Source organism: Empedobacter sp. UBA1574 (genome assembly GCF_002322895.1).
GTDB classification, from domain to species: Bacteria; Bacteroidota; Bacteroidia; order Flavobacteriales; family Weeksellaceae; genus Empedobacter; species Empedobacter falsenii_B.
The window spans coordinates 12,156-30,223 of the sequence record NZ_DCOI01000019.1; the positions used below are offsets into that span (position 1 = coordinate 12,156).

At 30.7% G+C, this 18,068-nt stretch carries 21 protein-coding genes and 1 tRNA gene; 10 read left to right on the forward strand and 12 right to left on the reverse strand.

Annotation, left to right across the window (positions count from 1 at the left end):
* The first annotated feature begins 90 nt into the window (after window positions 1-90).
* The 5 genes from B3578_RS05110 to B3578_RS05130 all read left to right on the forward strand — a co-directional run bounded on the left by B3578_RS05110 (window position 91) and on the right by B3578_RS05130 (window position 3,539).
* Entirely contained in the window at window positions 91-321 is a 231-nt protein-coding gene (locus B3578_RS05110) for a hypothetical protein (RefSeq protein ID WP_291047165.1), read from the forward strand.
* A gap of 84 nt (window positions 322-405) precedes the next feature.
* Window positions 406-1,248: an MbnP family protein gene (locus tag B3578_RS05115; RefSeq protein ID WP_291047166.1), complete on the forward strand. Its 843-nt coding sequence runs from the start codon at window positions 406-408 to the stop codon at window positions 1,246-1,248.
* 44 nt (window positions 1,249-1,292) lie between these two features.
* Entirely contained in the window at window positions 1,293-2,333 is a 1,041-nt protein-coding gene (locus B3578_RS05120; RefSeq protein ID WP_291047167.1) for a cytochrome-c peroxidase, read from the forward strand.
* Between the two features lie 10 nt (window positions 2,334-2,343).
* Window positions 2,344-3,309, forward strand: coding sequence for a hypothetical protein (locus B3578_RS05125; protein ID WP_291047168.1), 966 nt, complete (start codon window positions 2,344-2,346; stop codon window positions 3,307-3,309).
* Window positions 3,310-3,311: 2 nt separating this feature from the next.
* The gene (locus B3578_RS05130; protein ID WP_114999320.1) at window positions 3,312-3,539 is read left to right on the forward strand and encodes a YHS domain-containing protein; all 228 of its coding nucleotides are present in this window, start codon (window positions 3,312-3,314) and stop codon (window positions 3,537-3,539) included.
* A 162-nt stretch (window positions 3,540-3,701) separates the two neighbouring features.
* Here the strand turns inward: B3578_RS05130 and B3578_RS05135 are convergent, their stop codons facing one another.
* From B3578_RS05135 to B3578_RS05155, 5 genes are all read right to left on the reverse strand, one after another.
* On the reverse strand, window positions 3,702-5,096 hold the full coding sequence (locus B3578_RS05135) for an MBL fold metallo-hydrolase (RefSeq protein ID WP_219034540.1): 1,395 nt from the start codon (window positions 5,094-5,096) through the stop codon (window positions 3,702-3,704).
* A gap of 257 nt (window positions 5,097-5,353) precedes the next feature.
* On the reverse strand, window positions 5,354-6,013 hold the full coding sequence (locus B3578_RS05140) for a YeiH family protein (RefSeq protein WP_371875734.1): 660 nt from the start codon (window positions 6,011-6,013) through the stop codon (window positions 5,354-5,356).
* A 277-nt stretch (window positions 6,014-6,290) separates the two neighbouring features.
* Entirely contained in the window at window positions 6,291-6,920 is a 630-nt protein-coding gene (locus B3578_RS05145; protein ID WP_219034541.1) for a Crp/Fnr family transcriptional regulator, read from the reverse strand.
* A 2-nt stretch (window positions 6,921-6,922) separates the two neighbouring features.
* Window positions 6,923-7,336, reverse strand: coding sequence for a YeeE/YedE family protein (locus B3578_RS05150; RefSeq protein ID WP_114999314.1), 414 nt, complete (start codon window positions 7,334-7,336; stop codon window positions 6,923-6,925).
* A gap of 4 nt (window positions 7,337-7,340) precedes the next feature.
* Complete coding sequence (locus B3578_RS05155) at window positions 7,341-7,889, reverse strand: YeeE/YedE family protein (RefSeq protein ID WP_114999312.1); 549 nt, start codon at window positions 7,887-7,889, stop codon at window positions 7,341-7,343.
* A 128-nt stretch (window positions 7,890-8,017) separates the two neighbouring features.
* On the opposite strand from B3578_RS05155, the gene B3578_RS05160 reads away from it, so the two are divergent.
* Window positions 8,018-9,151 carry an MBL fold metallo-hydrolase gene (locus tag B3578_RS05160; protein WP_180906036.1) on the forward strand — a complete coding sequence of 378 codons (1,134 nt, stop codon included), beginning with the start codon at window positions 8,018-8,020 and terminating at the stop codon, window positions 9,149-9,151.
* 162 nt (window positions 9,152-9,313) lie between these two features.
* A complete protein-coding gene (gene lysA, locus B3578_RS05165; RefSeq protein ID WP_180906035.1) occupies window positions 9,314-10,525 on the forward strand; it encodes a diaminopimelate decarboxylase in 1,212 nt (403 codons plus the stop codon).
* A 61-nt stretch (window positions 10,526-10,586) separates the two neighbouring features.
* Here lysA and B3578_RS05170 read toward each other — a convergent pair whose 3' ends face one another.
* Window positions 10,587-10,925: a hypothetical protein gene (locus B3578_RS05170; RefSeq protein ID WP_180906034.1), complete on the reverse strand. Its 339-nt coding sequence runs from the start codon at window positions 10,923-10,925 to the stop codon at window positions 10,587-10,589.
* Window positions 10,926-11,178: 253 nt separating this feature from the next.
* Between B3578_RS05170 and B3578_RS05175 the strand changes: the two genes are divergently transcribed.
* Window positions 11,179-11,559, forward strand: coding sequence for a hypothetical protein (locus B3578_RS05175; RefSeq protein ID WP_180906033.1), 381 nt, complete (start codon window positions 11,179-11,181; stop codon window positions 11,557-11,559).
* Here B3578_RS05175 and B3578_RS05180 read toward each other — a convergent pair.
* From B3578_RS05180 to B3578_RS05195, 4 genes are all read right to left on the reverse strand, one after another.
* Window positions 11,546-12,241: a potassium channel family protein gene (locus B3578_RS05180; protein ID WP_135836030.1), complete on the reverse strand. Its 696-nt coding sequence runs from the start codon at window positions 12,239-12,241 to the stop codon at window positions 11,546-11,548. The two genes, B3578_RS05175 and B3578_RS05180, sit on opposite strands and share 14 nt — an antisense overlap.
* 9 nt (window positions 12,242-12,250) lie before the next feature.
* A complete protein-coding gene (locus tag B3578_RS05185; RefSeq protein WP_244958011.1) occupies window positions 12,251-13,723 on the reverse strand; it encodes a TrkH family potassium uptake protein in 1,473 nt (490 codons plus the stop codon).
* Between the two features lie 353 nt (window positions 13,724-14,076).
* Window positions 14,077-15,252, reverse strand: a complete 1,176-nt coding sequence (locus tag B3578_RS05190) for an MFS transporter (protein ID WP_291047169.1) — start codon at window positions 15,250-15,252, stop codon at window positions 14,077-14,079.
* A 41-nt stretch (window positions 15,253-15,293) separates the two neighbouring features.
* Window positions 15,294-15,716: a GNAT family N-acetyltransferase gene (locus B3578_RS05195; protein WP_180906030.1), complete on the reverse strand. Its 423-nt coding sequence runs from the start codon at window positions 15,714-15,716 to the stop codon at window positions 15,294-15,296.
* Window positions 15,717-15,893: 177 nt separating this feature from the next.
* Here B3578_RS05195 and B3578_RS05200 point away from each other — a divergent pair.
* Window positions 15,894-15,978: transfer RNA gene (locus B3578_RS05200), tRNA-Ser, on the forward strand.
* 679 nt (window positions 15,979-16,657) lie between these two features.
* Here B3578_RS05200 and B3578_RS05205 read toward each other — a convergent pair.
* Both B3578_RS05205 and B3578_RS05210 read right to left on the reverse strand, forming a co-directional pair.
* Window positions 16,658-16,882 carry a hypothetical protein gene (locus tag B3578_RS05205; protein ID WP_286495829.1) on the reverse strand — a complete coding sequence of 75 codons (225 nt, stop codon included), beginning with the start codon at window positions 16,880-16,882 and terminating at the stop codon, window positions 16,658-16,660.
* Window positions 16,883-16,911: 29 nt separating this feature from the next.
* Entirely contained in the window at window positions 16,912-17,307 is a 396-nt protein-coding gene (locus B3578_RS05210) for a DUF5675 family protein (RefSeq protein ID WP_291047170.1), read from the reverse strand.
* 522 nt (window positions 17,308-17,829) lie between these two features.
* Here B3578_RS05210 and B3578_RS05215 point away from each other — a divergent pair.
* Window positions 17,830-18,068, forward strand: a 239-nt coding sequence (locus B3578_RS05215) for a hypothetical protein (protein WP_291047171.1), incomplete at its 3' end; no start/stop codon positions are given.

Here is an 18,068-nt window from a genome sequence, read left to right on the forward strand (position 1 = left end):
GGTTTTCGATCACTAATTCCTTTTACTGTATTCATTAGTACTCAGGAGAAGATTATTGATGAGTATTGTATCAATAAAGAGCGACCAGAAATGCAATGTAATGGAAAATGTTATTTATCGAAGCAACTAAAAGAAACAGAACAAGAATCTGATTCGGTTTTAGTAAAAAATATTCGATTTGCAGAAATTTTTATACATTTCGAATCCTTAAATATTCCATTTATTCAAGATTTTATTGTAAAAATAAAACATCGATTCTTTTGGCTATCATCCTATTCTATCGATTGGGTTTTTAAATATCTAAAACCTCCAATTGTTTAATTAATAGAACAAATATTCAGTATTGGAGAACAATAATTGTTTTCCAACAGCATTTTTATTCAAAAAAATTAAACAATTATTACAATGAAAACAATCAAATATTTTTTAAACTTATCATTTATCGCATTACTTACTTTATTTACTTCCTGCAACAACGATGATGATTTCTCTGAAATTAAATCTACCGAAACAGGTAAAATTCAATTAAAGTTTGAAAATGGATTTGATAATTTGGGAGGAATTGTTTTAGATCAAACAACGCAAACCTCATCAAACGGACAAAAACATAAATTGACAACATTAAAATATATCATTTCTAACATCACATTAATTGATGAAAAAGGAAATGAATTTGATTATCATAAAAACGATCCAGACAAAGGCGCTTTTGTTATTAATCAAGATTCTGCTATAGCTAATGTCGTTTATTTAAATTTGGATAATATCCCTCAAAATAAATATACAAAAATACGTTTCGGACTTGGTGTATCTCAGAAAGCTTATTTATTAGGACAGACTGGGCAAGCTACTTTTTGGGAAAAAGCAAAGAAAAATGGAATGACTTGGGCTTGGGCTGCTGGTTATGTTTTCTTTAAAATAGAAGGTTTTTATGGCAAAACTACTACTGATACTTTCTTCTTAACTCACACAGGAAATATGGGAGATATTAACAAAAATAATGTTCAAGATTTATATAAAGAAGTAACATTAGATTTACCTACATCTGCACGAGTAACTTCTAAGATTAAGCCATCTATTCATATTATGGCAAATTTGAATACCTATTTAAGTGGTAACCATAAATTGACATTAGATGAATCGAACAATAATATTATGGGATCTTCCAACTTTGCACAATTTGTAACAGAAAACATACAAAATATGTTTCGAGTTGATCATGTACATAACGACGAAAAAAATCAATAAAGTTTATAGCGGTGTTTGTAAAACACCGCATAATTCCACAAACAATGAATAAAATAATAACAATTATATTCAGTTTATTCATCTTGTTAAGTTGTAACGATGATGATATTGATTATGGACAAATCGTTTATGAACCTTATCAATTAGAAGTTCCTTCTTATTTTCCTAAAATAACATTTGATACAGATAAATATCCGTTAACTAAAAATGGAGTTGAGTTAGGAAAAAAACTATTTTATGAAGGTCGATTATCTAGAAATAATACTATTTCATGTGCTTTTTGCCATATTCAAGAAAATGCCTTTACTCACCACGGACATCCTGTTAGTCATGGAATTGATGATCGATTAGGAATTCGAAATGCTCCTCCTATTCAAAATTTGGCATTTCTAAATCGATTTATGTGGGATGGCGTTATTCATGATTTAGCTCAACAACCAATTTCTCCTATTACAGCTGAAGAAGAGATGGATACTACTTTTCCCGAAATCATTAAGAAATTATCATCAGATTCTTCTTATCGAAAAATGTTTAAAAATGCTTTCGGAGATGATAAAATCGATGCAAATCGTATTCTCAGCGCATTAGGACAGTTTATGGCTTCAGTTGTATCAAAAGATTCTAAATATGATCAGTATTTAAGGAAAGAGACAAATTTAACCGAAACCGAAAAAAAAGGTTTACAACTTTTTCAACAGAAATGTTTAAGCTGTCATAAAGGAACACTTTTTACAGATGAGTCTTTTCGAAATACAGGAATGTATTATAATAAACAATACAAAGATGGAGGTTTATATCGTGTGACATTAGATTCGACTGATTTTATGAAGTTTAGAGTTCCAAGTTTAAGAAATATTGAAATGACCAAACCTTATATGCACGATGGACGATTCTATAGTTTAGAAGCTGTTTTGAATTTTTATTCAGAAGGTGTACAAAATGATAAAAATTTGGATTCTCAACTCAAACAAAATAATCGAATTGGAATTCCTATGACAGAAGAAGAAAAAAAGGCAATTATCTCTTTTCTAAAAACATTAACTGATTACTCATTTATTAATAACCCTGTTTATGCAGAATTTTAAATCTATTAAAATGAAATTATATATCAATTTATTTTTTGTTATATTATTTACTCCCATTTTATTATTTGCTCATACAGATAATGATTCTATTGTAATCTCTCATTTATATGATTTAGAATTAGATTGTGATGCTTGCGGTTGTTCTGCAACTTCAACCTCAAATGGAATTGAAAATCTTATAAATTCAAATTTCGTTGGGATTCGTTATCTACATCAATCTTATAAAACTAAAGAAGATGCTTTTTCTAATAAAAGAACACAAAAGCAACTGTTCAATACCATTCAATTATGGGCAAGAATTCCAATAAATAATAGAATTGACATCAATGCTAGTATTCCTTACCATTTTCATAATAAAGAAGGTAAAAACTCTTCTTCTATTTCTGGTATTGGAGATTTAAATATGATGGGAATAGTTAAAGTCATTAAATCAAACACAAGTTCTAATGAGCTAAAACATGGATTAAGTGCTGCAATAGGTTTAAAAATTCCAATCGCAAAATTTAATCAAGCAAATGCTGAAACAACCAATCCAAGTTTTCAATTAGGTACAGGAAGTTGGGATACTCAGTTTGCAATAAATTACCAATTAGCTTTTAAGAATTCGACTTTACAATTAGTAACAGACTACAACTTGAAAGGAGAGAATAAGAAGAAATACAAATTTGGAGATCAATGGAATCAATTAATTCAATTACAACATCTTTTCATTAACAATGAATTAAAAATACTTGGAAAAGTCGGTTTTCAAAACGAACTTTATTATAAAAATGAACAATTTGGGGAGACGATTCCAAAATCTAAGGGAAAAGCTCAATTTGCGAAATTAGGATTAGAAGCAGCTGCTCGAAAGTTTAATTTTGGTATAGAATATTTTCAACCCATACTTTCTGATTTAAATTCGGGAGAAATCGAAGTAAAAAACAGAATAGGTTTCTTTTTTAATTACAATTTATTTCAATCTAAAAATCAATAACAATGAAAAAAATAGTAACATTAACATTCTTCATCATCTCTTTTTCAATTTTTGCTCAACAAAAACTAAAAGTAAAAGTTGTAAACGAGAAAGATCCTATTTGTGGAATGAATACCGCACAATTCTTAACAGATACCGCAATTTATCAAAAGAAAATTTATGGTTTTTGTAGTAAAAGCTGTAAAGTTGAATTCAAAAAAAATCCAAAAAAATACATGAAGAAAAAGTAAGAGTAAGAAAATAATTTGACAGTAATTGTACTTGATTCTAAGAAGAATTATTAAGCAACTACTGTCATTTTTATTTAAAATTGTTACTGCTTGATTAGTACTAGCTCTACTTCTACATTCGAATTTGATGTCAACATTTTTAAAATCTTTTTGAAAAACATATTATTTCACTAATGGTTTTTGATTCAATTTCCAATCAGCAATTCCTCCACTATAGTTTTCAACTTCAAAACCTTTCGATTCCAAAAAACTTTGTGCAATCGTTGCTCGATCTCCAGCTTGACAATGCAAGACAATTTTTTTAGTTGGATCTAATTCATTGTATCTTTTTGGTAAATAACCGACAAAAATATGCTTCGCTCCTTCGATATGACCTTCTTTAAATTCTGTTTCCCCTCTAACATCTAAAATCTGAACCTCATCATTTCCAATGTAATTTTCCATTGTATCTGCGTCGATTAAAATAGAAGATTCTAAAGAACTAAAATTACTCAACATATCTGTTGAAGTAATATAACCATAAACATTATCCAAACCAATTCGCATCAATTTTCGTGTCATTTCTTCTATTTCATCCTCTTCTACAATCAACACAATTGGTTCTTGATAATTTACCATCCAACCCATCCAAGTATTGAATGTTTTATTGTTTTGAATATTTAATGTTCCTGGTAAATGGATTTGAGAAAAATCTGTTTTGATACGCGCATCAATCACTTTCATTCCAAAATCTTTCGCTTTTTCAAATTCGATGTATGTTAATTTAGCCCATTTCGGAACTTCGATCAACAAAGGACGTTTTGTTTTATTCAGCTTTTTCATCATTGCAAAATAAGCTGGTGCTTCGGGTTGATCTGCCAATAAATAATCAACAAATCCTTTTTCATTCGAATCAAATTGCAACGCCCAATTTCTGATTTTCTCATAACCAACCGTCGTACTTGCTACAGCACCCAAAGCTTTTCCGCAAGCAGAACCTGCTCCATGTGCTGGCCAAACTTGTAGATAATCTGGCAATGCTTGAAATTTTTTCAACGATTCAAACATCTGCTTCGCTCCTACTTCTTTAGTACCAATTAATCCAGCTGCTTCTTCTAATAAATCTGGACGACCAATATCTCCTACAAAAACAAAATCTCCAGTAAAAATCATAACCGGTTCTTTCGTCGCAGGCGTATCTGTTAATAAGAAACTAATACTTTCTGGCGTGTGACCTGGTGTATGCATCACCTCAAAAATTAGATTTCCAACTTCTATTTTATCGCCATTTTTTAATCCGATATGTTCAAAATCGTATTGCCAATCTTCACCTCCTTCATCAGACAAATACATCTTTGCTCCTGTTACATAAGCTAACTCTTGGCTACCAGAAAGATAATCAGCATGAATATGTGTTTCTGCAATATGCGTAATTTTCAGCTTATTTTCTTCTGCTATTTTTAAGTATATATCAATATCTCTTTTTGGATCGATTACAATTGCTTCTCCTTTTGCTTGACAACCTACAAGGTAACTTGAATGTGCCAATGACTTTTCAAAAATGTGTTGAAAAAACATATGATAATATTTTTATGGTTTAACCTTTTCTAATTTGTTAAGCAAAGTTAAGTTGCTAAAAAAAAATCGACAGTAACCAATGTTACAGACTTAAAATAGAAAGAATAAAGATTTTAAAAATAATTTAAAACCAAAACCAAAGATAAAATGGAGATAAAAATCCAAAGTAAAATTCCGTATGATAAGGTTTTAAAACCTGCTTGTTTGATGGATTGTATGTTAATCAACGAGCCAATCATAAATAAAGCAACAACCATTTATTGTTTCGAAATTCCTTGTAAAATGTGATAAACTTTTTCGCCTTGAGGAAAATTAGTAGCGATAAGCATTGTTGCTATAAAACCAATAATAAAATAAGGAAATTTGTAAGAAGAGTTCTCTTTTTTGTTGAAATAACCAATTAATAAAGCCAACGGAAAAATCCATAATGTTCGGCTCAATTTCACAGTAGTTGCAACTTCTAAAGCTTGTTCACCGTATTGTTTGGCTGCACCGACAACAGAACTTGTATCGTGAATTGCAATTGCCGACCACAAACCAAATTGATATTGCGATAACTGAAAATAATGTCCAATAAACGGAAAAATCATTAATGCAATCGCATTCAACACAAACACAACTGCCATAGCAATGGTAATTTGATTCGCTTTTAGTTGTAAAACCGAAGAAATTGTGGCAATGGCACTTCCTCCACAAATAGCAGTTCCTGAAGTAATCAGCAGCGATGTATTCTTATTGATTTTTAATAATCGGTAGAATACAAATCCTAATGTAAAAACACTTAACACAGAAATAAAAGTGAGAAAAAATCCATCTTTACTTACCGAAACTGCCTCGTGAAGATTCAAACCTAACCCTAAACCAATGATTGCAATATTCAATAATTTCTTTGAATATCGTTTTGAGAATTCCCAAATTCATTCTGAAAAATTAAACCATAACCAATCCCTAAAAGTAACGCCACAGACGACTCTACAAAAGGAAAAAAAGTAAATAGCAACAATCCAAAATAAACTATACGGGCAATCATTTGTTTTATGAAATACAAAAACAAAAGTAATTGACCGTATCAAAATAGATTGTAACATTTGTTACAAATGATATTATTTTTATAAAATTTTCTATTATAAATTGTTTCAACAAAAAAAAAGGAAGCTTAACAATGCGCTTCCTTTTATATTTTTTAATAATTACTTACTTAATCGTGATTTCGTTTCTATTCAGTTGAAGGAAACCTTCCTTTTCTAAAGCTTTCAACAAACGAGAAATAACAACACGAGAAGTATTGAGTTCATAAGCAATTTCTTGATGCGTTTTTAACACAACTTTACCTTTATTGATACTTGCGACATCCAACAGATATTTTTTCAAACGTTCGTTCATATCATTAAAAGCTAAATTGTCAATCGCTACCAACATTTCCTCCATTCTATTATTGTAACTATCAAAAATAAAACGTCTCCACGATGGATATTTTGCCAACCATTCGTCCATTTTTACAATCGGAATCATCACCAGTTCTCCATCAGTTTCGGCAACAGCACGTATTTTACTTTGTTTATCACCCAAACAACACGCCATCGTCATAGCACATGTATCACCTTTTTCGAGAAAATACAACAACAATTCTCCTTCGTCAAAATCTTCGCGCATAATCTTGATTGCACCACTCAAAAGAATTGGCATTCCTTTGATAAATTGGTTCAAATCTATCATCACATCATTCGCTTTAAATTCTATCAAAGATCCTAATTCATCGATTTCATTCAATAATTCTTCCTCAAATTGATATGGATAAGTTGCTTCTATTTTCTCTTTTATCATGTTTAATGTGGGATTTTGTTTCTAATTTTTCCGTAAAGAAAGGTACCGATTAATGCACCTAAAATTGTAATTAAAATTGGATAAACTCCCGCGCCTAATAACACAAATATTGGTCCAGGACAAGCGCCAACTAAAGCCCAACCTAATCCGAAGAAAATTCCTCCGATCAAATAACGAGCAATTGATTTCGTTTTGGGTTGAATCACAATTTTTTCACCATCGATATCTTTTACTTCTTTCTTTTTCATCCATTGTATTCCAATCAAACCTACAACCAAAGCCGAACCAATAAATCCGTACATGTGGAAAGATTGAAAATTGAACATTTCGAAAATGCGAAACCAAGAGGCCGTTTCTGCCTTGTACATGGTTACACCAAAGATAACACCTAATATGATATAAACTAAACTTCTCATGAGATTAAAAAATTAAAGGAAACAAAACGTGAACCATCAAAAGTCCACCGATAAAAAAGCCGATAACAGCGATTAATGAAGGTAACTGCAAATCACTTAAACCTGAAATCGCATGTCCAGATGTACAACCACCAGCGTAGCGCGTTCCAAAACCAATTAATAATCCACCAACAAATAATAAAGCAATATTTTTAACAGACATCGTTTCAAAAATTTCGGTTGGAGAATATGCTTTTCCTGCACTTTCAAATCCCATTGCATTCAATTTTGCAATTGTAGCTTCTGAAATTTCAGGTATTTGATTATCTGATAAAAAATGTATCGAAACAAAACCTCCTATTACTGCGCCAACTAAGAATAATAAATTCCATTTTTGAGCTTTCCAATCAAACGAGAAAAAATCACATGATTTTCCTCCTCCCAAAGCTGAACAAATAGTTCTGAAATTTGATGAAAATCCAAAACTTTTTCCGAAATAAATCAATAAAAGCATTACAATTGCGATTATTGGTCCGCCAATATACCATGGCCAAGGTTGTAAGATAAATTCCATTTTGTATTTTTTCTAAAACGTGTACAAAGTTGGTAAATCAAAATTAAAATGAAAGTTACAAATGTTACAGTTTACTTAAGATATATTATTTCAAAAGCAATCCAAGAATTTTATACATTTGATCATTAATGAAAAAAATCAATAAACGAAAAGTTTTTAAACGAATGCTTTACTTCCTATTAAGTTTGATTGTAATTCTTGTAATTGCAACCTTCGCTATTCTACAAATGGATACTTTTGGTGCTGATGCAACTGGAAAACGATTGGAACGAATGAAACAATCGAAGTTGTATAAAAATGGACAATTTCAAAATATTCATCACACACCTGCATTTGCAGAAGGTTTTGATACCAAAAAAGTGATGTGGGATTTTTTCTTTGGTGCGAAAAATCCAAAACTCAATCCGAAAGATTCTATTCCGCATATTCAGACGGATATCAAATCTATTGATAAATCTGAAAATGTATTTATTTGGTTGGGACATTCGTCTTATTATATTCAATTGGATGGTGTTAATTTCCTAATCGATCCTGTTTTTAGTGATTACGGTTCGCCTTTACCAATTTTCAATAAAGCATTTAAAGGAGCAAATACGTATCACGCAAAAGATTTCCCAAAGATTGATTATTTGGTTATTTCACACGATCATTACGATCACTTGGATTATGAAACAGTGAAAGAATTACGTCCAAAAGTGGAGAAAGTGATTCTTCCGCTTGGAGTTGGCGCACATTTCGAGAAGTGGAATTATCTACCAGAACAATTAATCGAAGAAGAATGGAACACAAGCGTTTCATTAAAAAATAACTTAAAAATTACTTTTACACCAGCTCGTCATTTTTCTGGTAGAAAATTTAAACGAAATACAACACTTTGGACTTCTTATGTATTGGAAACACCTACGCAAAAAATATTTTTAGGTGGTGATAGCGGTTATGATACGCATTTCAAAGAAATTGGAGAAAAATATGGTCCGTTTGATTTTGCGATTCTAGAAAATGGACAATACAACGATGCTTGGAAATACATTCATGCTTTACCAACAGATTTACCTGCGATCATTACCGATTTAAAAGCTAAACATATTATTCCTGTACATGCTGCAAAATTTGCTTTGGCAAAACATGCTTGGGACGAACCTTTGGAAAAAATTATAGAGAATGGTAAGCAAAATAAGCTCGATATTTTGACGCCTATGATTGGTGAACCACTAAATTTGAACGATTCTGTCTTTCACTTCAAAGAATGGTGGAGGGATTAAAACATTTATTACCGAATAATATTCGAAATATTTTTTAAATCTTTAAACAATATTCGAAATTATTGATTTATAATAAGTTTATTCTGAATTATCTTCAGAAAACCATTTGTATTCCGTAATTTTGGCAACTGAAATTTAACTTTAAACAAAAAAATAAACAAAATGGAACTGAATAGAGAACGTCTATTGGAATTGGTGCAAAAATATGGTGCGCCCTTGTATGTATATGATGCGAACAAAATTAGATCGCAATATGAAAAGATGACAAATGCATTTTCTACAGTCAAACGTTTAAAGTTAAATTATGCATGTAAGGCGAACACAAATCTTAATCTTTTAAAGTATTTCAAATCACTTGGTTCAGGATTGGATACGGTTTCTATTCAAGAAGTAGAATTGGGATTAATGGCGGGTTTCAAGCCTAAAGAAATCATTTATACGCCAAATGGTGTTTCGTATGCTGAAATTAAAAAAGCAATTGATTTAGGTGTTCGCATCAATATCGATAACCTTTCTGTTTTAGAAACATTTGGTCAAGATTTTCCTAAATATCCAGTTTGTGTGCGTATTAATCCACATATTATGGCAGGTGGAAATGCAAATATTTCGGTTGGACATATTGATTCAAAATTCGGAATTTCTATTCACCAATTACCACATATCAAACGTGTTGTAGAAAATACAGGTTTACATTTGGATGGTGTTCACATGCATACAGGTTCTGATATTTTAGATATTGATGTTTTCTTACAAGGAGCTGAAATTTTATTTGAAGTTGCAGCAGAATTCAAGAATTTATCTTACATCGATTTTGGATCAGGATTTAAAGTTCCTTACTATCCAGGCGCAGACGAAACAGATATTGAATATTTAGGAGAGCGTTTATCAGCTCGTTTCAATGAGTTCGAAAAAGCGTACGGAAAACCTTTGACATTAATGTTCGAGCCAGGAAAATATATGGTTTCTGAAGCAGGATCTTTCTTAGCAACTGTAAATGTTGTGAAACAAACAACTTCTACTGTTTTTGCAGGAATTGATACAGGTTTCAACCATTTAATTCGTCCAATGTTTTATAGTGCTCATCACGAAATTGAAAATATTTCAAATCCAGAAGGTCGTAGCCGTTATTACACAGTTGTGGGATATATTTGTGAAACAGATACGTTTGGATCGAATCGTAAAATAAATGAAATTAGCGAAGGAGATGTGTTGTGTTTCCACAATGCAGGAGCATATTGTTTCTCGATGGCTTCGAATTACAATTCGCGTTTCAAACCTGCGGAAGTCTTGTTAATTGACGACAAAGATTATTTAATTCGTCGTCGCGAAACAATTCAAGATTTAATCGCAACAACAGAGGATATAAAATTCTAAGCTCAGAATTTTTATATATTTTTATAGTATTTTAAAGCTCAATTCAAGGATTGGGCTTTTTTTATTTACCTAATTTCAGTGGTTTACTAAAAAACAATTCGTGTACAGTACTTCTAAATAAGTTTTGTCCGTATGTTTTTGAATCATCATATTCGTAAGAAATTCTTTCTACAACAGGTTTTAAAGGAGAAATACTTGTTGGCTGATTAATATAATTCTTCACATTATCCAAGATTAATTCATTATTCTTTTCAAGCGATAAATCTTGCGAATACTTAAAATCAAAATAACCAGATTGTTGAGCAAAATTCATCAACAATTTATTTTTAAGATTATCATTCTGAGCAACTTCTTGCGCAAAAAGAGCAATTGGAAAAAGAAAGAATAAAAGTATTTTCATTATCAATCATTTACTGTTTTAAAGTTATGAAAATATTTTAAAGATTCAATCTATCCAATTTTAAAAACTTTACAATGACATTCATCTTATGCAATTCGAGATGAATTAAATACTTTTGTCACAAAGTTAGCATATGAAAGAAAAAAAAGATAAACGAAGTGCCTCTCAAAAATTAATAGACGATGCTTTCTTCCTATTTTTGATGATTCTTGGGGCTTTTTGTGTGTTAATAATACTTGTTGTTGTCTAAAAAATGAAATTGTTTGATACTTATTTTAGTTTTTATATTCTGAGTTGGATTTTTATCAAACTTACCCGAATTTATTCCATAGAAATTGAGTATCTCAACCATTATTTAACTGATATTTTTGCGGTACCTGCTATGACGCACTTAGGAAGTTATATCATTTCGAAAATTAAATACAACAATCAAGTTTATGTTTATCCAACAAGTTATTTGGTAATTACTGCTTTTGTTTTGAGTCTTTTATTAGAATTTATTATGCCAAAATTTTCTTCGAATTATACAGCAGATATATTAGATGTTGTCTGTTATTTTATGGGAATTATTTTTTACTTAAAATTCCATAAACCACATGTATTAGAGTTTAAGAATAAGATTATTGAATATTAAATTTCTTTAAGAATTTATAAATTTCTTGATTTGCTCCATAGATTACCAATACATCATCTTTTGTAATTACTGTATTTGATGTAGGAAAACCTTGTACTTCTGGAACAATTTTATATTGACCTAAAAAACTAGCTTCTTCTTTGTTTTTAATAATTGTCATTACCAAAATATTATGTTGCTTTTTGAATTGGATTTCATCAAATGTTTTTCCAACCAATTCATTTGGTGTTACAACCTCTATAATGCTAAACTCTTTGTTTAATTCAAAAGAATCTACAACTCCTTTCACATTTAGTTTTTTTGTCCAACGTTCTGCAGATTCAGCTTCGGGTCGAATAATTTCTGTAACTCCAATTGCTTGCAAAACATTTTCGTGTAAAGAATTGATAGAACGACTAATCAAACGTTTTACATTTTTATTTTTAAAAATAGCAGTAGCCATAATATTGGCACCTTCATTTTCCCCAATACTTACAATTACAATATCTGTATTATTTAGTGGTAATTTATTAATTGATAATTCATCTGTTGCATCTAAACAAATGGTATAGGATAACTTATCTTTCAAAGCTTCAACACGTTGAATATTATTGTCAACACCGATAATTTCGTGACCAAGCTTTACCATTTTCTTACCAAGCGCCGCGCCGAAATTTCCTAAACCTATAATTATTATTTTCATAATTTTCTTTTAAATTAAAATATCATCTGATGGATAACGATAATTAGATGAAACAGTTTTCTTAAAAAAAGCCATCAAAATTGTAATCATTGAAACACGACCAATAAACATCATTGTAATGACAACAATTTTACTTGGATCTGATAATGTAGGTGTTAAATTTAATGATAAACCAACAGTAGAATAAGCTGAAAAAGCTTCGAATGCAACATCAATAAGATGTAAATGATTATCAAATTTTGTTATTAAAAATATTCCTATTCCAATGACTAAAAAAGATAAGGTCATTGTAGCAAAAGCTTTTTGTACATTGATAGGGCTTAATTCTCTTTTGTAAATTTCGATTTTATTTTTTCCGCGTGCAATATTAATAAAATTAAGAATTGCAATTGCAAAAGTACTCGTTTTAATTCCTCCTCCTGTTGATGCTGGTGAAGCACCAATCCACATTAACAAAATAACCAAAAGTATGGAAGAGAATTGTAAGTGAGAAAAATCTATATTATTAAAACCTGCTGTACGAGGCGTTATGGCGATAAATAAAGCTGAAATAAACTTTCCGAAACCTTGATGTTGTCCTAATGTAGAATAATATTCTTCGAAGAATAATATGATTGTAGAAATAATTAGTATTGTTAATGAGGTGATTAAATTAACTTTAGAACTTAATGTAAAAACCCAATTCTTACGATTATTTTTATTATGGAGAATTTTTGAAATTAATTTTCTGATTAAATAATCTGTATAACGTAGAATATTAATCAAGATAGGAAAACCTATTCCTCCTAAGAATATCAATGTGATTAGAACAGATTGAAATCCATAATTGTGAACAAAACCTTTGTTCATTAATCCATTTGGCAATGTAGAAAAACCTGCATTACAAAAAGCCGAAACTGAATGAAAAATACTAAAAAATAATTTGTCAACAATACTAATATTATAAGGTGCAATTGAAATATAAATTAATACAGCTCCTACGAATTCGATACCAAAAGTTAAATAGATAATCCTTTTTACAAAAGAAAAAACTTCACTCAAAGAATCGTTGTTTGCAATACTTCCTAATGCTATTTGATTCTCATAAGAACTATTTCCTTTGAAAAAATAAGCAATATATCCAGCAAATGTCAAAATACCTAAACCTCCTGCTTGTATTAATAACATTAAAATAAAATGACCAACAGGCGTATAAGTTATATAAGTATCAACAGAAGTTAATCCTGTTACACAAACTGCGCTCGTCGCTGTAAATAGTGCGTCTAGAAAAGAAATTGGATGATATGTTGCTTTTGGCAACATAAGTAAACAAGCTCCTCCAAAAACTAAAATAAAAAAACTGAAAATAAATAATTGGGGAGGAGTAATTACAGAACGTTTGAAATTAAGGTTAGGTGTAGCAATTTCTCTTACTAATTTTAAAACAATAGCAAATTGCAAATATTTGCTGACAAAAAACCAACTATAATCGGTTATTTGCATTTTAATGCAATAAAGAATAAATAGTATACTTACTATATCAAAAATGATGACTCGCGGAATAATTTTTTCTTTAAAATAAACATATTTAAGTATTGTTCTTAAAATTCCGACAGATAGTAGAATGATAAAAAAAATGCTTATATAAAGTTTATACTCAACAGGAAATCCAAATCCAAACATTACCAATAATGCTATAATAGCTAATGTGTACGATATTGAAAGGATTACGTTAAAAAACTTATTGTTTACTAAAATTCGAAACATATTTGTTTCATAATAATTAAAAAGGCAAATTTATAATTATGTATACTTCTTACAAGTTAATCATTACTTTTTTTTTGAAAAGCTATAAATTAGTTATTAATGTTTTTAAAGATTTTCATTCTACCAACCATAAAAACCATAATCAATCCAAAGCAAGCAAATAACGCATAAGAATATCTCAAATCAAAAGCTTCAGCAATATAACCAATCAGTGGTGGTCCCATTAAAAATCCTAAAAAAGAGATACTCGAAACCATTGCCAATGCAACGCCTGGATTTACATTTTTGTTTTTTCCCGCTACACTATAAACTGTCGGAACATTACACGCAACACCCAATCCAACCATCATAAATGCAATTGTACACACAATAAATTGAGGAAAAAATACTGAAAGCATCAAACCAGAAAACATCAAAATTCCACTAATTTGCATCACGCGTTGTTTTCCATATTTACTGATAAAATAATCACCAACGAAACGTCCTGTTGCCATCATTACCATAAAAGAAGCATAACCAACGACAACCAAATTTTGAGGTGCTTTTACGATATCTTGGAAATAAACACCACTCCAATCGAACATCGCACCTTCTGTTGCCATGCTCAAAAAACCTATAATTCCTAGTTGAACCAAAACAGTATCTGGTTTTGAAAAAATAGATTTCTTTTCCTTCGCTGGAGCTGGTGTAGAATCGACTAAATATTTTTTATTAATGAACCAGCTCAAAATAATTAAGCCATAAATAAATACAAAATGATAAAATGTATTCACATGCAAATTCATCATCAATAAACCAATCAAAGCACCTGTAAAACCAGCTATACTCCACGCACCATGAAAAGAGGACATAATCGATTTTCCATATATTTTTTCGACTTCAACTCCTTGCGTATTCACCGAAATATTGCACATGTTTCCTATTACTCCAAAGAAAAATAAGACAGCACCTAATTGATAAAAATTTTGAGCCAAACCTATACAACAAAGTATTAAAGGATAAATTAAAACGACAATTCGTAAGACATTTTTACTTCCAAATTTCGCGACTAATTTTCCTGAAAGTGCCATTGTACACAATTGCCCAATTGGCATCAATAAAAGTAATGTTCCCAATTGACCTTCTGAAATTCCTAAATCTGATTTAATCGTCGGAATGCGACTTGCCCAAGACGAAAAAGCTAAACCTTGCGAAAAAAAGAAGAGTGAAACAGCGAATCGAATGCGATTCTTTTGAGTTGATGATAATTCTGTTAATGAATGCATGGCTAAAAAATATGCGACAAAGTTAAGCTTCTCTCCCGAAATTATAAACTCAAATGCAAAATAGGATAAGCTTTTCCCTCGTTATCTTTTTCAGAACGAGAAGTAACCTTAAAACCTTGGCTTAAATAAAAATCAATCGCTTGCTGATTTTGTTCATTCACATCAACCGATTTCACATTCAATTCCTGAATAGAAAAATCCAACAAAGCCTTCCCTACTCCTTTTCTTCGAAAATCATTGTGAATAAATAACATTTCAAGATTTTGTGCTGCAACACCTACAAATCCTACCAATTGATTTCCGATTTCGTAACCAAATAAGGCTACATGCGGAAAATAATTAGGTAAATTTTCTCTATAATATTCAAAATCTTCTTCTGCTAAAAAATGGTGTGTGTTACTAACCGAACTTTCCCAAATGTCTCTCAATCTCGCAAAATCTACTTCTTCAATTCTTCTAATCATGACTAAAATTAATTACAACAAAGATATAAATGACTATTTTCAAAAAAAAGAATAAAAAATATTCTATTGAGAATCATTTTGTTAAAAATTATTTTAAAAATAATTGATTTCAGAGTTTGGAAAAACGAAAAAGCGTTCTATATTTGCACTCGCAATACCGCAATACACTGCGTTATTGGAGAGTTGGCAGAGTGGTCGAATGCGGCAGTCTTGAAAACTGTTGAGGGTCACACCTCCGGGGGTTCGAATCCCTCACTCTCCGCTAATAAAACCCAATAGAGTAATCTGTTGGGTTTTTTGCTTTTCTGAAGTTGTTGAAAATTTCATTTTCATAAGACTGAAAGGAAAAACAAAAAATAATAGATGCGAAGTATGTAGAGTTTTCTTAGAATTACTTTCTTTTCTAAGGAACATGAAATACCCCCTCACTCTCTGCTAAGAAACCTCAATAGATTGTTCTATTGAGGTTTTGTTTTTTATTACGGTTTATGGTTAACGTTCTACGTTGTACGCTTTTTTGTTATTAATACTCAAATTCACTTATATCAACGAATTTCAAAAACGACAGACTAGTTTCAATCCATTGGGTGAGAAACTGAAATGAATTCAGTTTGACAGATTACATCTCAAATACTTTTTACATTTTACGACTCTAAAATCTCAATCCTCATATCTAACATCTAATCTGTACAACAACCCTCTCAATACTAATATCTCAATTCTAACATTTTACATCTCACATCTACTTTTACACAACAAAAAAACTACCCATCTACTGGGTAGCCTTTAACAATTACATAAAATTTTCATTCTTCAATTTTTGCAACAACAACGAGAGACAAAAACTACTTAATGCCCCTACGAGCGAAAGTAAAATTGTCGAAATAATATCCTGCCATTGTATACTCGCATACATACCGCACATAGCACCACAAATCACACTAAACTTCGTGTGATCGTGAGGCGGCATCGGATTCATCAACAACATCATGGTCAACAGTTAATTGACTTACAGCTGTTAAAACACCTCCCGTCACAACCAAATATCCACCTAATTGCACCAATAGTGCTGGCAATACAACAGGAGCGGCAATCAATACACCACCAATACTAGCAGCGACTAATCCTATTGTACGAATACGTTGAAATAACTTAGGGGTTGGCAATTGCAAACGTTCTACTATATTCATAACGTTTATTTTTTAATATGTAAAAATACCTGTTCACCTCTCTGTAAATACTCATAAACGATTGTTTTCAGTCGTTCAAATGCTTTACGAGAGTCAATACCTTTTCCTTCTCCTTGCAGAGAAGTAACTGGAGCTATACATCCATTCAGCTCCTTTAGCGCATCATTCGCTGGATGAAACAAAATCAACGATCGATTCGGAACCAAATCAATCCATACATGCCACCCAAAACGTTTACTAAATCGCTTCTTTAGTGGATATTTACCTTCTGGAATACATGATTTGCGTTTAAAATTGTTCTTCCATGGTAACTCAATTGTCATGCAAATCAGTTGTTGCTGTAACCAAAGCTGTCCATTGGTTCCGTCAGGTAAATACTTTCTTTTTAAAACTAAATCCATCTTCTATTTTTTATAGTTGTTAGTCATTTTATCTGTCGCCTATCTCCACATTACTCATCTCATAATCCTCATCTATAAGTCACCTCTGCATAAACTTTTCATAAAATTCTAATCTATTTCCATATAAAACAAGTCACCATAAACCAGATGTCATTTATAATCAATAAAAAACATTTTTATCCCTTTTTGTCATACAACAACAATGATTTTTAGAAAAATAGATCATTTTCTAAAAAAACTAAACAAATAAAACCATCAGGAACAGCAAGCTATATAGTTCTACTTAATTTAATTCGACAACTAAAAAGATGAAATATGAAAAAAAAGAAACGAATGATCATTTATGCGAAAGACATACAAAATGCCACTGGAAGAAGTTACAGGCAAAGTCTTCGCTTATTACAAAAAGCCAAACATAAAGTAGGTAAATCAAAAGACGACATGTTAAGTCTAAGAGAGTTCTGCGACGTGTACAACATTAATCCCCTCGATTTTCAAGAATCAATTTAAAAACAAAAAATTATGAACGATAAAACTATATTTTCGGTTCAATGGTTCAATTCTATTATCAAAAAAATAGATGAATTAGAACAAGATTGGAAAAATAATATTATCCAATTCAGCGATTCCATTTTAATGGAAGAACATCAAGTAACAACCCTATTACAAATTTCAAAATCCACCTTACGAAGGTACCGCTTAAAAAAGTATTTTAACGTGTATCAAATAGGCAAGCGAAATGGATATCCTAACGAAAGTTC

Excerpts from the sequence above, each read along its gene's own strand:
- B3578_RS05115 (WP_291047166.1), top strand. The coding sequence starts at position 406 with ATGAAAACAATCAAATATTTTTTAAACTTATCATTTATCGCATTACTT.
- B3578_RS05175 (WP_180906033.1), top strand. The coding sequence starts at position 11,179 with ATGAAATTGTTTGATACTTATTTTAGTTTTTATATTCTGAGTTGGATT.
- B3578_RS05130 (WP_114999320.1), top strand. The coding sequence starts at position 3,312 with ATGAAAAAAATAGTAACATTAACATTCTTCATCATCTCTTTTTCAATT.
- B3578_RS05190 (WP_291047169.1), bottom strand. The coding sequence starts at position 15,252 with ATGCATTCATTAACAGAATTATCATCAACTCAAAAGAATCGCATTCGA.
- B3578_RS05185 (WP_244958011.1), bottom strand. The coding sequence starts at position 13,723 with ATGCAAATAACCGATTATAGTTGGTTTTTTGTCAGCAAATATTTGCAA.
- B3578_RS05180 (WP_135836030.1), bottom strand. The coding sequence starts at position 12,241 with ATGAAAATAATAATTATAGGTTTAGGAAATTTCGGCGCGGCGCTTGGT.
- lysA (WP_180906035.1), top strand. The coding sequence starts at position 9,314 with ATGGAACTGAATAGAGAACGTCTATTGGAATTGGTGCAAAAATATGGT.
- B3578_RS05135 (WP_219034540.1), bottom strand. The coding sequence starts at position 5,096 with ATGTTTTTTCAACACATTTTTGAAAAGTCATTGGCACATTCAAGTTAC.
- B3578_RS05125 (WP_291047168.1), top strand. The coding sequence starts at position 2,344 with ATGAAATTATATATCAATTTATTTTTTGTTATATTATTTACTCCCATT.
- B3578_RS05170 (WP_180906034.1), bottom strand. The coding sequence starts at position 10,925 with ATGAAAATACTTTTATTCTTTCTTTTTCCAATTGCTCTTTTTGCGCAA.
- B3578_RS05195 (WP_180906030.1), bottom strand. The coding sequence starts at position 15,716 with ATGATTAGAAGAATTGAAGAAGTAGATTTTGCGAGATTGAGAGACATT.
- B3578_RS05155 (WP_114999312.1), bottom strand. The coding sequence starts at position 7,889 with ATGGAATTTATCTTACAACCTTGGCCATGGTATATTGGCGGACCAATA.
- B3578_RS05110 (WP_291047165.1), top strand. The coding sequence starts at position 91 with ATGCAATGTAATGGAAAATGTTATTTATCGAAGCAACTAAAAGAAACA.
- B3578_RS05120 (WP_291047167.1), top strand. The coding sequence starts at position 1,293 with ATGAATAAAATAATAACAATTATATTCAGTTTATTCATCTTGTTAAGT.
- B3578_RS05145 (WP_219034541.1), bottom strand. The coding sequence starts at position 6,920 with ATGATAAAAGAGAAAATAGAAGCAACTTATCCATATCAATTTGAGGAA.
- B3578_RS05150 (WP_114999314.1), bottom strand. The coding sequence starts at position 7,336 with ATGAGAAGTTTAGTTTATATCATATTAGGTGTTATCTTTGGTGTAACC.
- B3578_RS05160 (WP_180906036.1), top strand. The coding sequence starts at position 8,018 with ATGAAAAAAATCAATAAACGAAAAGTTTTTAAACGAATGCTTTACTTC.
- B3578_RS05210 (WP_291047170.1), bottom strand. The coding sequence starts at position 17,307 with ATGGATTTAGTTTTAAAAAGAAAGTATTTACCTGACGGAACCAATGGA.